Origin of the sequence: Streptomyces sp. NPDC002773 (genome assembly GCF_040295605.1) — a bacterium.
Lineage (GTDB): Bacteria > Actinomycetota > Actinomycetes > Streptomycetales > Streptomycetaceae > Streptomyces.
Window position 1 is genome coordinate 20,621 of the sequence record NZ_JBEOVO010000048.1, and the last position, 14,018, is coordinate 34,638.

The window sequence follows — 14,018 nt, forward strand, 5'->3', positions numbered from 1 at the left end:
CCGTCTCCCCCGTCTCTCCTGGAGGAACTTCCGTGCCCGAGCCGCTCATCGGCGTGACCACCTATCTCGACCAGGCGCGCTGGGGCGTGTGGGACATGCGGGCCGCCCTGCTCCCCGCGCCGTACCCGCGGCTCGTCCAGGAGAGTGGCGGGCTCGCGGTGATGCTCCCGCCGGACGGGCCGGCCGCCGCGGCGGCGGTCGTGGCCCGGCTCGACGGACTGGTCGTCGCGGGCGGGGCGGACGTCGAGCCCGTACGGTACGGGGCCGAGCGCGACCCCCGCACCGGCCCGCCGGCCCGGGAGCGGGACTCCTGGGAGCTGGCCCTGATCGACGCGGCCCTGGCCTCCGGGACTCCGCTGCTGGGCATCTGCCGGGGCATGCAGCTTCTGAACGTGGCCCTTGGCGGGACGCTGGTCCAGCACCTGGACGGGCACGTGGAGGCGGTCGGGGTGATCGGCCGGCACGCGGTGAAGCCGGTGCCGGGCAGCCGGTACGGCTCCCTGGTCCCCGAGCTCACCGAGGTCCCGACCTACCACCACCAGGCCGTGGACCGGCTGGGCACGGGCCTCGTGCCCTCGGCCCACGCGGAGGACGGCACGGTGGAGGCGGTGGAACTGGCCGATCCGGCCTGGGCCCTCGGCGTCCAGTGGCACCCGGAGATGGGTGAGGACCTGCGGGTGATGCGGGGGCTGGTGGAAGCGGCGGGTGCCCGGCGGGGGTGAGCGAGCCCCCGGGCCCCTGGGCGGGGGCTCACTCACCCCGCCCGGGTGCTCAGGCGGCCGACCCGGCGGCGCGGAGGGTGCGGTCGTTGCGCATGAGGAGGGCGTAGAGGGCCGCGGAGACGCTCATGCCGACGGGGAGGGAGAGGTCGAGGCCGTCGAGGGCGGCGGCGATCGGTCCGGTGTAGAGGGTGTTGACGCAGAGGGCCGCCGAGGTCACGCCGGCGACGAGGGCGGAGGCACCGGCCCCGTTGACGCCCCCGGCGTACCAGAAGGGGCTGCCGGGCGTCTCGTCGGAGAGCGCGAGGCCGTCGTAACGGCCGCGTCGGAGCAGGACGTCGGTGGCGTAGACCGCCATCAGGGGGCCGATGAGGACGACGATCACCTGGAGGGCGTTGCTGACGGTGTCCAGGAAGTCGGAGGCGAGCAGCCCGTACAGGGTGAGGGCGACGGCGACGGCGCCGTCGAGCAGGACGCTGACGGAGCGGCGGACGCGCAGCCCCACGGCCTGGAGCGCGAGTCCGGCGCTGTACGCGGTCAGGGCGTTGATGGCGATGGTCCCGAGGACCAGGGCGAGCAGGAACACCGGGACGAACCAGCCGGGCAGTATCTCCTGGAGCGCGGTCTGGGGGTCGGTCATGTCGACGGCCGTGGCCGCGAGGGCGCCGAGCGAGCAGACGACGACGCTCGGCAGGAACGCGCCGAGCGCGGTCCAGCCGGCGATCGCCTTCCTGGACGCCGTACGCGGCAGGTAGCGGGAGAAGTCGGCGCTCGTGGTGTACGAGAGCGGGCCCGAGGCGACCAGTGTGGTGCCCGCGAGGAGGAGCGCCCAGAGGTCGGTGCCGCCGAGTCGGGCCTCGGGGGCGTACGAGAGGTCGGCGTGCCGGAGGACGGCGAACGCGACGACCGTGAAGACACCGGCGAGGGCCAGGGTGATCGGCAGGTACAGCTTGATGATCAGAGCGTGCCCGTAGACGCTGATGGCCAGGGTGAGGGCGGCGATGACCACGATGACGGCCACCTTGACGGGGGTGTCGGCCGCGATGCCGGCCTTCTCGACGAGCGCGAACGCGGCGGTCGCCGCGGCGGCCAGGTTGAGGGCGAAGTAGCAGACGGAGACGAGCCAGCCGCCGATCGCGTTGTTCACGCGGTTGCCGATGACGCCGTACATGGCCCGGGTGATCACCTCGCTCGGCGCGCCCGCGGCCGGCCCCGAGGTGGCGAGGAGGCCGGTGAACAGCCAGAAGAGGTTGCCCACGCCGATCACGGCGAGGGCCTGCCAGAGGCTCAGGCCCATGAGGACGAGGGCGCCGCCGACGAGGAGGCTGAGGTAGTTGACGTTGGCCGCGGCCCAGACGGAGAAGAGCTCACGGGGGTGTCCGTGGCGCTCGGCGTCGGGGATGTGGTCGATGCCGTGGGCCTCGATGCGCCCGGGCCGGTCGGCGGGCGGTGGAGTGGCCCGAGCGCCCGGCGGGCCAGACTGCGGGTCGGGAATCGTGGAAGCCATGCGGCCCTCCGGATGCGTGTGTGCCCACCTGGTTGCTTATTGGTCGCACACTCAATAGCATCCGGGGTATGTCGTCAAGCGTCCAGCGCAAGCGCGTTCGGAAGTCCCCGGAGGCCCGGCGGGCGGAGATCGTGGAGACCGCCGCGCGCGTCGCCCTGACCGAGGGGCTCGAGTGCGTCACCCTGCGGCGGATCGCCGAGGAGCTCGCCGTCCGCCCCGGCCTGATCAGCCACTACTTCCCCTCGGCCGAGGATCTGGTGGGCGAGGCGTTCAGCGTGGCCGCCTCCGGGGAGCTCGACGCGCTCCTGCCCGCCGACCGTCCGCACGGCACGCCCTCGCAGTACCTCGCGCGGTACTTCGCCCTCTCGGCGGGCGAGGCGTACGACGACATCAGCCGGCTCTGGATCAACGCCCGGCACCTCAGCCGCTACCGGCCCGTCCTGCGCGACCGGGTCGCCGAACAGGAACTCGCCTCCGACGACCGGCTCGAAGAGCTCATCCGCGAGGGCGTCGCGCGGGGCGAGTTCCGCACGGACGACCCGCGCACCACGGCCATCCAGATCCTGGTGGTGCTCGACGGCCTCGGCGCCCACGCCAACACCGACCGCAGCAACCGCCCGGAGGCCGTGACCCGCCTGGCCCTGACCACGGCGGAACGCGAACTCGGCCTGCGGTACGGCGCCTTGAGCGAGGTCCCGACACTCACAGAACCGGCGGAAGGGCCGGAGCGGGCCGACGCCGCCGAACCGGCGGGACCCGCCACGCACCGCGAACCGACCGAATCCGCCGCGCCGACCGAATCCGCCGCGCCGGCCGAACGGGCGGAGCCCGCCGAAGAGGCGGAGCCCCCCGTCGCACCCGCAGAGCCCTCCGCATCCGCCTGACCTGGGCGTCTTGCCTGACCTGGGCGTCTCGCCTGTTCCGGCCCGTCCGTCGCGTCCGACCGACCCGACCCCGCGGCGAACCCCGCCCTGCCCTCCCCTACCCCCGCCCCCTCCCCTCCCCCGCCAGGAGCCACCGTGCGTACCCGACTCGTCCTGCTCTCCGCCCGTCTGCTCGACCCCGGCACGGGGGCGTTCCTGCCGGAGAGCGCGCTCGCCGTCTCCGACGGCGGGCGGATCGCCGCGCTGGGCGACGACCGCGAGATCCGCGCGCTCGCGGGCCCCGCCACGACCGTCGTCGACCTCGGGGGAGCCGTGGTCACCCCCGGTCTCGTCGACGGGCACGTGCACCCGGTGTCCGGCGCCGAGCTGACCCACGGCCTCGACCTGTCGTACTGCGCCGACCTCGACGACGTACGGGAGGCGCTCGCACGGGAGGTGCGGGCCCTCGGCCGCGGCGGGTGGCTGTTCGGCTGGGGTCTCGACCCGAACGTCTTCGGTGACCGGCCCGTGGACACCGCGCCCTTCGACTCCGTGCTCGACGGGATCCCGGCCTTCCTGCTGCTCTTCGACGCCCACTCGGCGCTCGCCAGCCGCCGCGCCCTCGAACTCGCCGGGGTCGACGGCCCCCGTACCTTCGACCAGGCCTCCGCCGAAGTCGTCTGCGACGCGGCCGGGCGCCCGACCGGACTCCTCCAGGAGGATGCCGCCTGCGAGCTGGTCGAGCGGGTCGCCCCGCGGCCGACGCGCGAGGAGAGCCGGGAGCGGCTCGCGACGGCGCTGCGGTCCATGGCGGCGGCCGGACTCACCGGCGGTCACGCCATGGACGCCAACGGGGAGAGCCTCGCGCTGTACGGGGAGCTCGACGCGGCCGGTGAGCTGCCGCTACGGCTCCGGGTGGCGCCCTGGTGCCAGCCCGGCACCGGCACCGACGGCGTACGGGCCCTCATCGAGCAGCAGGGCACGGGCGGGGCGCTGTGGCGGGTCGCGGGGGTGAAGCTCTTCATGGACGGGACCATCGACAACGGCACCGCGTGGCTGGAGCGCCCCGACTGCCACGGCGAGTCCACGCACGCGTTCTGGCCGGACCCCGCCGCGTACACCCGCGCCGTCGGTGAGCTGCACCGGGCGGGCGTGCCGACCGCGACGCACGCGATCGGGGACGCGGCCGTCCGGCACGTGCTCGACGCCGTGGAGAAGGCGCGGGCCGCCGGGGGCGGGGGTGACGTGCGGCACCGGGTCGAGCACATCGAGACCGTGCCGGACGACACCCTGCGGCGCTTCGCCGACCTGGGCGTCCTCGCGTCCATGCAGCCCACCCACTGCTGCGACTTCACCCGCGCCGACCACACCGACAACTGGTCGCGCCGCCTCGGCGAGGAGCGCGCCTCGCGCGCGTGGCGCTGCCGCGACCTGGCGGACTCCGGAGCCACGGTGCTCCTCGGCTCGGACTGGCCGATCGCGCCGTTCCCGCCGCTGGGCGTCATGGCCGGGGCCCGGCACCGGCGCCCGAGCCGCGATCTCGACCGGCCGCCGCACGGCCCCGAGCAGGCACTCACGGCCCTTGAGGCGCTGCGGGGCATGACGACGGCGCCGGCGTACGCGGCGGGCGAGGAGCACGAGGCGGGCCGCCTCGCCCTGGGCTTCCGCGCCGACCTGACGGTCCTGGCGGCCGACCCCCTGACGACTCCGTCGACGGAACTGCCGGACGTCCCGGTCCGCCTGACGACGGTGAACGGCCGGGTGACGTACCGCGCGACGGACCTCTGACGTCACGACGGTGACGCCGGTGAGCGGGCGCTCGCGGGCGCGCCGGGCGGGGTACGTCCCTAACCGCGCGTCAGGGACAGCAGGTCGCGGGCCGGGCCCATGGGGCGGTGGCCGGTGGGCCAGACGGCGCGGAGGTCGCGGCGGAGCTGGACCCCCCGGACGGGGATGGCGACCAGCCGGCGGGAGGCCAGCTCCTCGGCGATCGCGAGTTCGCTGAGGACGGCCGGCCCGGCCCCGCTGACGGCGGCCGCCTTCACCGCGGTCGTGGAGGCGAGTTCGAGGAGCGGCTGCGCGAGGCCGCCGTGACCGGACAGCGCCGCGTCCAGGACCTGCCGGGTGCCGGAGCCGCGTTCCCGCAGGACCAGCGGGGTCGCCGCCAACTCCGCCGGGTCCAGCGGGCCCCGGCGGCGGGCCCACGGGTGCGAGGGGGCGGCGACGACCGCGAGCCGGTCGTGCGCGACGACCACGCCGTCGAGACCGTCCGGCACGGCGAGCCCCTCCACGAAACCGATGTCCGCCTCGTTCGCCAGGAGCCGTTCCGCGACCACCGCCGAGTTTCCGGCCTGGAGCGACACCGCCGTGTCGGGACGGTCGCCGCGCAGCGCGATCAGCCAGCCCGGCAGCAGGTACTCGGCGATCGTCATGGACGCGGCCACCCGCAGCCGGGAGTCCCGACGCCCGCGCAGGGCCTGGGCGCCCGCGTCGAAGGCCTCCGCCGCCTCCACGATCCGGCGGGCCCAGTCGGTGACGAGCGCGCCCGCGTCGGTGAGCCGCGAACCGCGCGGCGAACGGTCGACCAGGGCGACGCCGAGCTGCCGTTCCATCGAGCGGATACGGCTGCTGGCGGCGGGCTGGGTGATGCCGACCTCGCGGGCGGCGGCACCGAGGCTGCCGTGCCGGGCGACGGCGAGGAGCAGTGCGAGCGCGCCGAGGTCCGGGACCCGGTGGTGCAGCTGGGCCCTGACGTCGGAGCCGTACGCCTCGGTCCGGCGCCCACCCGTGGGCTGCTCCCCCTGCCGATCTCCGTGCCGCTCCCCGCGATGCTCCCCGTTGCTGCTCATAAAGCCAGCTTATGACGTCATAGCCGCAAGATCCCTGGTGGGGGCCGGGGAATCGGACGACGGTGGAGCCATGGCAAGCCTCGCACCTCCCCTTCCGGCCATCCGCGCCACCACCCCCGGCGCCCGGCCGACCGCCTCCCCGGCCCGTTCCGTCCGTCACCTCGGACCCAACTGGTACGCCTCCGTGATGGGCACCGCCATCGTGGCCAACGCCGGCGCCGTGCTCCCGCTCGACCTCCCCGGCCTCCGTACCGCCTGCGCCGCCGTCTGGGCGCTGTCCCTGGCGATGCTCCTCGTCCTGGTCGCCGCCCGCGCGGCGCACTGGCTCCGCCACCGCGACCAGGCCCGCGCCCATCTCCTGGACCCCGCCGTGGCGCCGTTCTACGGATGCGTGTCGATGGCGCTGCTCGCGGTCGGCGGCGGCGCCGTGATCGTGGGCCGGGACTGGATCGGGCTCCCTGCCGCCGTCGCGCTCGACACCGTCCTGTTCACCGCCGGTACGGTCGTCGGTCTGGCGGCCGCGGTCGGCGTCCCGTACCTCATGGTCGTCCACCACAAGATCGAGAACGCGTCCCCGGTGTGGCTGCTGCCGGTCGTCGCCCCGATGGTCTCCGCCGCCCTCGGCCCGCTGCTCGTGCCCCATCTGCCGGCCGGGCAGGCGCAGGAGACACTCCTCATCGTCTGCTGGGCGATGTTCGGCGTGAGCCTGCTCGCGACCCTGGTGATGCTGCCGCTGGTGTTCGGCCGGCTCGTGACGGGCGGGCCGCTGCCGCTCGCGCTCACCCCCACCCTCTTCCTCGTCCTCGGCCCGCTCGGCCAGTCGACGACCGCCGCGAACAAGTTCGCCGACGTGGCGCCCGGCGTCCTGCCCGCGCCGTACGCGCACGGCTTCGCCGCCTTCGCCGTCCTCTACGGAGTGCCCGTGATGGGCTTCGCGCTGCTGTGGCTGGCGCTCGCCGGGGCGATGGTGCTGCGGGCGCGTCGGCAGGGCATGGGTTTCGCGATGACGTTCTGGGCGTTCACCTTCCCCGTCGGGACGTGCGTGACGGGCGCCGAGGGGCTCGCCCAGCACACCGGTCTCGCCGTCTTCCGCTGGCTCGCGATCGGCCTGTACGGGTTCCTCGTCGCGGCCTGGCTGGTGGCCGGGGCCCACACCGTCCGCGGCCTCCTCAGCGGTGCGCTGCTCGCAGGGCCCGCGCCAGCACCCGCGGCGCTTCGACGAGAGACGGCCCGTACCAGGTGAGGTGACGCCCGTCGACGAGGGCGGCGGCGGTCCCGGGGAACGCCTCGGGGCCGTCGTCCCGCGTGAAGCGGTACGGCTCGTCGGGCAGCACGACCAGGTCGGGGGCGGCGGCGCGGAGGGTGTCGAGCGGGAGGCGCGGATAGCGCTCCGGGTGGTCCGCGTACAGGTTGCGCACGCCGAGGCGGGCGAGCAGGTCGCCGGCGAAGGTGTCGCGGCCGAGGACCATCCAGGGGCGGCGCCAGATCGGCACGACGGCGGTGAGCGGCTCCCCTGGGGGCGAGGCCACCGCCGGGGCCACCGCCGGGGCCGCCGCCGGGGTCACCGCCGTGGTCATCACTGGGGTCACCACCGGTGTCACCGCCTCCCAGGCCGCCTCGGCCTCGTCGAGCCAGCGGGGCCGCCCTGGCGCGCCGCAGGCGGCCAGGACCCGCCGGAGTTCCCGCAGGCCCTGGTCGAGGGTGCGGATCTCGGTGACGAGGACCTCGATTCCGGCGGCGCGCAGGGCGGCGAGGTCGGGGGCGCGGTTCTCCTCCTCGTTGGCGAGGACGAGGTCGGGGCGGAGCGCGGTGATCGCGGGGACGTCGGGGTTCTTGGTGCCGCCGATCCGTACGACGTCGAGGCCGGCGGGGTGGGTACACCAGTCGGTGGCGCCGACGAGGACACCCGGCGCGGTGACGGCGACGGCCTCGGTCAGGGACGGCACGAGGGACACGACCCTCATCGGGATGGCCCCCACGGCCCTCATTCCACCTCGGCCTCGACGTGGTCGGCGACGGCAACGACGAGCAGGCGCGTGCCGGGTTCGGTGGCGCGCCAGCGGTGTCGTACCCCGCCGGAGAGATAGAGCGTGTCCCCGCGGCCCAGCCGGTACGCGCGGCCCTCGGCCTCGATCTCGGCGGCGCCGTCGGCCACGTACAGCAGTTCGTCGTTCCGGTGCTGGAACTCGCGGCCGGCGTCCTGCTCGCCGCTGAACTCCAGGGCGTGCAGTTGGTGGCGGCCGCGGACCAGCGCCCGGACGCCGGCGGGCAGGGCCGGGGAGTGTTCGTCCGACCGTACGACGTCGACGGTACGGGAGGCCTCGGCGGCGGCGAGGAGCTCGCCGGCCGTCGTCTCCAGGGCCTCGGCGACGAGTTCCAGGGAGCGGTGGCTGGGGCGGGCCCGGTCGTTCTCGACCTGGCTGAGGAAGGGCACGGAGAGACCGCTGCGGGAGGAGACGACGGCCAGGGTGAGCTGAAGCGCTCTGCGTCGCCTCTTGACGGCCGCGCCCACGCGGGGTGATTCCTTCTCGTCCATGTCGGCCCCCTCCCTCGTGCCTCGTGCGTACCCGTACCGGGCGGTTACCTGAACCTTACGCAGCTTTGGGCCGGGGTTTCGCGTCGTGACGAAAAGGGGTGGCCGCCGAATACGTTCGGCGACCACCCCTTTTCGGACAGCAGCCGGGTGTCGCGTGCCGGGCTGTCGGGTTACTACGGGAAGGGTTACTGCGGGTGGGCTATGGCGGTAGGGCTACCGCGAGGCCGGTTACTGCGGGGCGAGCTTCTCGGCAAGGCCCGGGTTGCGGTCCAGCCAGCTGCGGACGGCCTGCTGTTCCTTGCCCTTGCCGGTCTCCTGGATGACGGCCTCCAGGTCGGTGAGCTGCTTCTCGGTCAGCGAGAAGTCCTTCAGCCAGGCACCGACCTCGGGGTTGTCCCCGGTGAATCCCTTACGGGCGAGCGTGTGGACACCGTCGCCCTTGCCCCAGGAGCCCTTGGGGTCGGCGAGCTTCTTCAGGTCATGGGCGGAGTAGGCCCAGTGCGGCGACCAGAGGGTGACGACGACCGGTTCCTTGCGCTCGTACGCGCGCTTCAGCTCGGCGAGCATGCCGGGCGTGGAGCCGTCGACGACCTCGTACTCGCCCTCCAGGCCGTACTCCTTGAGGACCTTGTCCTTCAGGATGCCCATCATTCCGGCGCTGGGCTCGATGCCGACGATCCGGCCCTTGAACTGTCCGGCCTTGCCCTTGAGGTCGTCGAGGGAGTCGACGCCCTTCACGTACGAGGGGACGGACAGCTCCAGGGAGGTGGGGCCGTACCAGGAGCCGAGGTCCTCCAGCTTGTTCTTGTACTTCTCCCAGTACTGGGCGTGGGTGACGGGGAGCCAGGAGTCCGTCTGGAAGTCGAGCTGCCCGCCGGCCAGGCCCGTGTAGAGGGCACCGGCCTCCAGCTGCTTGGTCTCGACCTCGTAGCCGCGCCGCTCCAGGAGTTCCTTCCAGAGGAACGTGGAGGCGATGCCCTCGTCCCACGGGATGTAGCCGATGCTGATCTTCTTGCCCTGGCCGCCCTTCGCGCCCGCGGCGGCGGTGGAGGTGGCGCCGGAGCCGCCGAGGAAGCCGGTACCGCCGGCGACGAGGGCGAGGACGACGACGCCGACGAGGGCGGTGACGGGCTGCGGGCGGTGGGCCCAGAGCTTCGCCCCGCTCCGCTTGGCGCTCAGCGCCGCGCGGGCCTTGGCGGCGGCGCGGCGGCCCAGCGGGGAGACCTGGCGGCCGAGGGCGCCGGTCATCCGGTCCAGGTACATGGCGAGGACGACGATGGAGACGCCCGCCTCGAAGCCGAGACCGATGTCGACGTTGCCGATGGCCCGGTAGACCGCGCCGCCGAGCCCGCCGCCGCCGACCATGCCGGCGATGACGACCATGGACAGGCCGAGCATGATGACCTGGTTGACGCCGGCCATGATCGTCGGCAGGGCCAGGGGCAGCTGCACGCGCAGCAGCGTGTTGCGCGGGGTGGTGCCGAACGCCTCGGCGGCCTCGACGAGTTCGCCGTCGACCTGGCGGATGCCGAGCTCGGTCATCCGGACGCCCGGGGGCAGCGCGAAGATGATGGTGGCGATGATGCCGGGGACGACGCCGACGCCGAAGAAGATGATGCCGGGGATGAGGTAGACCATCGCCGGCATGGTCTGCATGAAGTCGAGGACCGGCCGGAGGACGGCGCTCACGGTCTTCGAGCGGGCCGCCCAGATGCCGAGCGGTACGGCGATCACCAGGGTCACCAAGGTGGCGACGAGGACGAGCGAGAGCGTCGCCATGGCCTCGTCCCACAGCTGGACCGCGTCGACGAGCGCGAATCCGGCGAAGGCGAGGACACCGGCGGCGAGGCCGCGCAGCCACCAGGCGACGACGGCGAGGATGCCGGCGAGGAGCAGCGGCTGGGGCGCGGACAGGACCGCGTCGATGCCGTCGTACAGGCCGGTGACGCCGGTGCTGACGGCGTCGAAGAGCCAGGAGAACTGGGCCTGGAGCCAGTCGACGGAGCTGTCGACCCACTGGCCGAGGGGAAGCCTAGGCACGGGCGGTCACCTTCCCGTCGGTGAGGCCGCCCATGGCGGCGAGGAGCCGGTCCTGCGGTACGACTCCGAGGACGGTGCCGTCCGGGTCCTGGACGGTCACGGGGTGCGGGGCGCGGGACGCGACGGCGCAGAGGTCGGCGACGAGCGTGTCGGGTCCGACGGCCTGGCAGGCGCAGTCGGCGGGGCAGTCGGCCGGGACGGCGCCGTCGGTCATGACGGCGGCGGCGGTGAGCACCCGGGAGCGGTCGACGTCCTGGATGAAGGAGGCGACGTAGTCGTCGGCCGGCCGGACGAGGATGTCCTCGGCGGTGCCGAGCTGCACGATCCGGCCGTCGCGCATGACGGCGATCCGGTCGCCGAGGCGCATGGCCTCGTTGAGGTCGTGGGTGATGAAGACGATGGTCTTCTTCAGCCGCTGCTGGAGGACGAGGAGCTGGTCCTGCATGTCGCGGCGGATGAGCGGGTCGAGCGCGCTGAAGGACTCGTCCATGAGGAGCAGGTCGGCGTCGGTGGCGAGGGCGCGGGCCAGACCGACCCGCTGCTGCATCCCGCCGGACAGCTCGTCGGGCCAGGACTTCTCCCAGCCGGCGAGACCGCACAGTTCGAGGGCCTCGGTGGCCCGGGTCTCCCGCTCGGCGCGCGGGACGCCCTGGACCTCAAGGCCGTAGGCGGCGTTCTCCAGGACGTTCCGGTGCGGGAAGAGCGCGAAGTGCTGGAAGACCATGCTGATCTTGGTGGAGCGGACGGTGCGCAGTTCGCGGGGGGAGAGCGCGGTGAGGTCGCGGCCGTCGAAGAGGACCCGTCCCGCGGTGGGCTCGAGCAGGCCGTTGAGCATGCGCAGGAGGGTGGACTTGCCGGACCCGGAGAGTCCCATCACGACGAAGATCTGACCGGGTTCGACGGTGAAGCCGGCGTCCACGACGGCTGCGGTCGTCCCCTCGGCGCGCAGCTCCTCGCGGTCGGCGCCGTCGACGAGCCTACGGACGGCTTCGTCGGGTCGTCTGCCGAACACCTTGAACAGGTGGTCGGCCTGGAGCCTGGACACATATACCTCACGGATAGCAACGAGAACGGCCCGCCACCCCCGCGAGGCCGGGCCGTGGAGCGGGCGGGATCGGCCCGCGGGCCCGTCGCGTACAGAGGATTTCTTTGTTGAATCCCGTACCGGGTTCCGCTCCGGGCTCGCGCCTGCCCGGGTCCGGGGGGTGCAAACGCGAAGGTGACGGGGGTCACGCGGGGGGCACGGGGGCCGGCGAAGGAGGCGAGGGAGGCGAGCGGGCGCGCCGGGGGCCTCTGCCCTTCGGTCCCCCGAGCACGCCCGCCCATTGCGCCGGCGAGTGAGCCGAAGGGGCGCGCGCCCCGGAGCCTCCCGCCCGGTCACCCTTGATGCCGGCGAGTGAGCCGAAGGGGCGCGCCGGGGGAACACGCCCGAGCGCGCGGAGCCCCCGGGGAACGAGGGGGCGAGCACGGTCGGGTGTGTGAGCCCGGCTCCAGCGCCCCGGAGGCGAACCGAGCCCTAAAATGACGGGGGTGACTCGACGCCTGATGCTTCTCGACACCGCAAGCCTCTACTTCCGCGCCTACTTCGGCGTACCGGACTCCGTCCGGGCCCCCGACGGCTCGCCGGTGAACGCCGTGCGCGGGCTGCTCGACTTCATCACCCGGCTCGTGCAGGACCACCGCCCGGACGATCTGGTGGCCTGCTGGGACGACGACTGGCGGCCCCAGTGGCGGGTGGACCTGATCCCCTCGTACAAGGTGCACCGGGTGGCCGTGGTGACGGAGACCGGCCCGGACGAGGAGGAGATCCCGGACACGCTGTCCCCGCAGGTCCCGGTGATCGAGGAGGTCCTCGCGGCGCTGGGCATCGCCCGGGTCGGGGCGGCGGGGTACGAGGCGGACGACGTGATCGGGACGCTGACGGCGCGCGCCGGGGGCCCGGTGGACATCGTCACGGGTGACCGGGACCTGTTCCAGCTGGTGGACGACGCGCGGGGCGTGCGGGTGCTGTACCCGCGCAAGGGCGTCGGGGACTGCGACCTGGTCGACGCGGATCTGATCGGTACGAAGTACGGGGTGCGCCCGGATCAGTACGCGGACTTCGCGGCGCTGCGCGGGGACGCCAGTGACGGGCTCCCCGGGGTGAAGGGCATCGGCGAGAAGACGGCGGCGCAGTTGATCACGGAGTACGGGGATCTGGCGGGGGTGCGGGCGGCGGCCGTGGACCGGACGTCGAAGCTGACGCCGGCCAAGCGCCGCGGGATCGTGGAGGCGGCCGCGTATCTGGATGTGGCGCCGACGGTGGTGCGGGTCGCCGGGGACGTACCGCTGCCGGAGTTCGACCCGGCCCTGCCGACGGCCCCCCGTGACCCGGCGGCGCTCGACGCGCTGGTGAAGCGCTGGGGCCTCGGCGGGGCGGTCGGGCGGCTGTTGCCGGTCCTGGGGCGCTGACGAGAAAGGCTCGGCACTGGGTCGACCGCGCCCCGGGATGCTAGCTTAGGCATACCTAAGTACGCCGAGGTACGTCGAGCACGTCAAGGAACGTCGAGTCAGGAGAGCCCTCGTGGCAGAGCAGGCCCGCAAGGCACCGAAGGCCACCGAAGCGCGTGTGGTGCGCACCGAGCGGATCACCCCGCACATGGTGCGGGTGGTCCTGGGAGGTCCCGGCCTCGACGCCTTCGAGGTCGGCGCGTACACCGACCACTACGTGAAGCTGCTGTTCGCCCCGGAGGGGGTCGCCTACCCGGAGCCGTTCGACATGGAGCGGATCCGGGCGGAGTTCCCCCGCGACCAGTGGCCGACGACGCGGACGTACACGGTACGGGCGTGGGACCCGGTCCACCGCGAGCTGACCGTCGATTTCGTGGTCCACGGCGACGAGGGCCTCGCGGGTCCGTGGGCGGCGCGGGCCACGGCGGGCGAGACGGTGCGCTTCCTGGGCCCCGGCGGCGGCTACGCGCCGGACCCGGCGGCCGACTGGCACCTGCTCGTCGGCGACGAGAGCGCGCTGCCGGCGATCGCGGTGGCCCTGGAGGCTCTGCCCGCCGGGGCGCGGGTGCACGCGTTCGTGGAGATAGCGGACGCGGCCGAGGAGCAGAAGTTCGCGACGGCGTCGGGTGTCGACGTGACCTGGCTGCACCGGGGCGACCGGCCGACGGGCCAGGCCCTGGTGGAGGCCGTGCAGGCCCTGGACTTCCCGGCGGGCGACGTGCACGCCTTCGTCCACGGCGAGGCCGGCTTCGTGAAGGAACTCCGCAGGCACCTGCGGCTCGACCGCGGGGTACCGCGCGAGCGCCTGTCGATCTCGGGCTACTGGCGCCTGGGCAAGTCGGACGAGGCGTGGCGCGCGATCAAGCGCGAGTGGAACGACCAGGTGGAGCGCGAGCAGGAGAGCTGAACCGCGGGGCGAGCGGGGGTGGGGGTGGAGGCGCGCGCCTCCAGATCGGAAGAGCCACGAGTAGGGAAAGATTGTATAAGAGTATGATTAGATAAAAGTGTTCGCAC

General features: G+C 73.7%; 11 protein-coding genes and 1 pseudogene. 6 read left to right on the top strand and 6 right to left on the bottom strand.

Annotated features, from left to right (window positions below; genetic code table 11):
• The first annotated feature begins 32 nt into the window (after positions 1 to 32).
• On the top strand, positions 33 to 722 hold the full coding sequence (locus ABT034_RS32790; protein ID WP_351220733.1) for a gamma-glutamyl-gamma-aminobutyrate hydrolase family protein: 690 nt from the start codon (positions 33 to 35) through the stop codon (positions 720 to 722).
• Positions 723 to 771: 49 nt separating this feature from the next.
• On the opposite strand, the gene ABT034_RS32795 is transcribed toward ABT034_RS32790, so the two are convergent.
• Positions 772 to 2,226 (bottom strand): purine-cytosine permease family protein, encoded by a 1,455-nt coding sequence (locus ABT034_RS32795; RefSeq protein ID WP_351220734.1) that lies wholly within the window; start codon positions 2,224 to 2,226, stop codon positions 772 to 774.
• A gap of 68 nt (positions 2,227 to 2,294) precedes the next feature.
• Between ABT034_RS32795 and ABT034_RS32800 the strand changes: the two are divergent.
• Positions 2,295 to 2,915: pseudogene (locus ABT034_RS32800) on the top strand (TetR/AcrR family transcriptional regulator); the annotation flags it as partial.
• Positions 2,916 to 3,245: 330 nt separating this feature from the next.
• On the top strand, positions 3,246 to 4,877 hold the full coding sequence (locus ABT034_RS32805; RefSeq protein ID WP_351220735.1) for an amidohydrolase: 1,632 nt from the start codon (positions 3,246 to 3,248) through the stop codon (positions 4,875 to 4,877).
• A 59-nt stretch (positions 4,878 to 4,936) separates the two neighbouring features.
• On the opposite strand, the gene ABT034_RS32810 is transcribed toward ABT034_RS32805, so the two are convergent.
• Positions 4,937 to 5,938 (bottom strand): LysR family transcriptional regulator, encoded by a 1,002-nt coding sequence (locus tag ABT034_RS32810; protein ID WP_502973104.1) that lies wholly within the window; start codon positions 5,936 to 5,938, stop codon positions 4,937 to 4,939.
• A gap of 70 nt (positions 5,939 to 6,008) precedes the next feature.
• Here ABT034_RS32810 and ABT034_RS32815 point away from each other — a divergent pair, with 70 nt between their 5' ends.
• Entirely contained in the window at positions 6,009 to 7,181 is a 1,173-nt protein-coding gene (locus tag ABT034_RS32815) for a TDT family transporter (RefSeq protein WP_351220736.1), read from the top strand.
• Here ABT034_RS32815 and ABT034_RS32820 read toward each other — a convergent pair.
• The 4 genes from ABT034_RS32820 to ABT034_RS32835 all read right to left on the bottom strand — a co-directional run bounded on the left by ABT034_RS32820 (position 7,108) and on the right by ABT034_RS32835 (position 11,559).
• Positions 7,108 to 7,902 carry a helical backbone metal receptor gene (locus ABT034_RS32820; RefSeq protein ID WP_351220737.1) on the bottom strand — a complete coding sequence of 265 codons (795 nt, stop codon included), beginning with the start codon at positions 7,900 to 7,902 and terminating at the stop codon, positions 7,108 to 7,110. The genes ABT034_RS32815 and ABT034_RS32820 overlap by 74 nt on opposite strands.
• Before the next feature lie 20 nt (positions 7,903 to 7,922).
• On the bottom strand, positions 7,923 to 8,474 hold the full coding sequence (locus tag ABT034_RS32825; RefSeq protein WP_351220738.1) for a helix-turn-helix domain-containing protein: 552 nt from the start codon (positions 8,472 to 8,474) through the stop codon (positions 7,923 to 7,925).
• A 228-nt stretch (positions 8,475 to 8,702) separates the two neighbouring features.
• A complete protein-coding gene (locus ABT034_RS32830) occupies positions 8,703 to 10,514 on the bottom strand; it encodes an ABC transporter permease/substrate binding protein (protein ID WP_351220739.1) in 1,812 nt (603 codons plus the stop codon).
• Positions 10,507 to 11,559 carry a quaternary amine ABC transporter ATP-binding protein gene (locus ABT034_RS32835; RefSeq protein WP_351220740.1) on the bottom strand — a complete coding sequence of 351 codons (1,053 nt, stop codon included), beginning with the start codon at positions 11,557 to 11,559 and terminating at the stop codon, positions 10,507 to 10,509. The genes ABT034_RS32830 and ABT034_RS32835 overlap by 8 nt, the downstream gene beginning before the upstream one ends.
• 500 nt (positions 11,560 to 12,059) lie before the next feature.
• Here ABT034_RS32835 and ABT034_RS32840 point away from each other — a divergent pair, with 500 nt between their 5' ends.
• Together ABT034_RS32840 and ABT034_RS32845 are read left to right on the top strand one after the other, a co-directional pair.
• Entirely contained in the window at positions 12,060 to 12,965 is a 906-nt protein-coding gene (locus tag ABT034_RS32840) for a 5'-3' exonuclease (protein ID WP_351220744.1), read from the top strand.
• Positions 12,966 to 13,077: 112 nt separating this feature from the next.
• On the top strand, positions 13,078 to 13,911 hold the full coding sequence (locus tag ABT034_RS32845) for a siderophore-interacting protein (protein WP_351220741.1): 834 nt from the start codon (positions 13,078 to 13,080) through the stop codon (positions 13,909 to 13,911).
• Positions 13,912 to 14,018 lie beyond the last annotated feature (107 nt).

Coding starts and splice junctions, on each gene's coding strand:
- ABT034_RS32795 (WP_351220734.1), bottom strand. CDS start 2,226: ATGGCTTCCACGATTCCCGACCCGCAGTCTGGCCCGCCGGGCGCTCGG.
- ABT034_RS32810 (WP_502973104.1), bottom strand. CDS start 5,938: ATGAGCAGCAACGGGGAGCATCGCGGGGAGCGGCACGGAGATCGGCAG.
- ABT034_RS32815 (WP_351220736.1), top strand. CDS start 6,009: ATGGCAAGCCTCGCACCTCCCCTTCCGGCCATCCGCGCCACCACCCCC.
- ABT034_RS32820 (WP_351220737.1), bottom strand. CDS start 7,902: ATGAGGGTCGTGTCCCTCGTGCCGTCCCTGACCGAGGCCGTCGCCGTC.
- ABT034_RS32825 (WP_351220738.1), bottom strand. CDS start 8,474: ATGGACGAGAAGGAATCACCCCGCGTGGGCGCGGCCGTCAAGAGGCGA.
- ABT034_RS32840 (WP_351220744.1), top strand. CDS start 12,060: ATGCTTCTCGACACCGCAAGCCTCTACTTCCGCGCCTACTTCGGCGTA.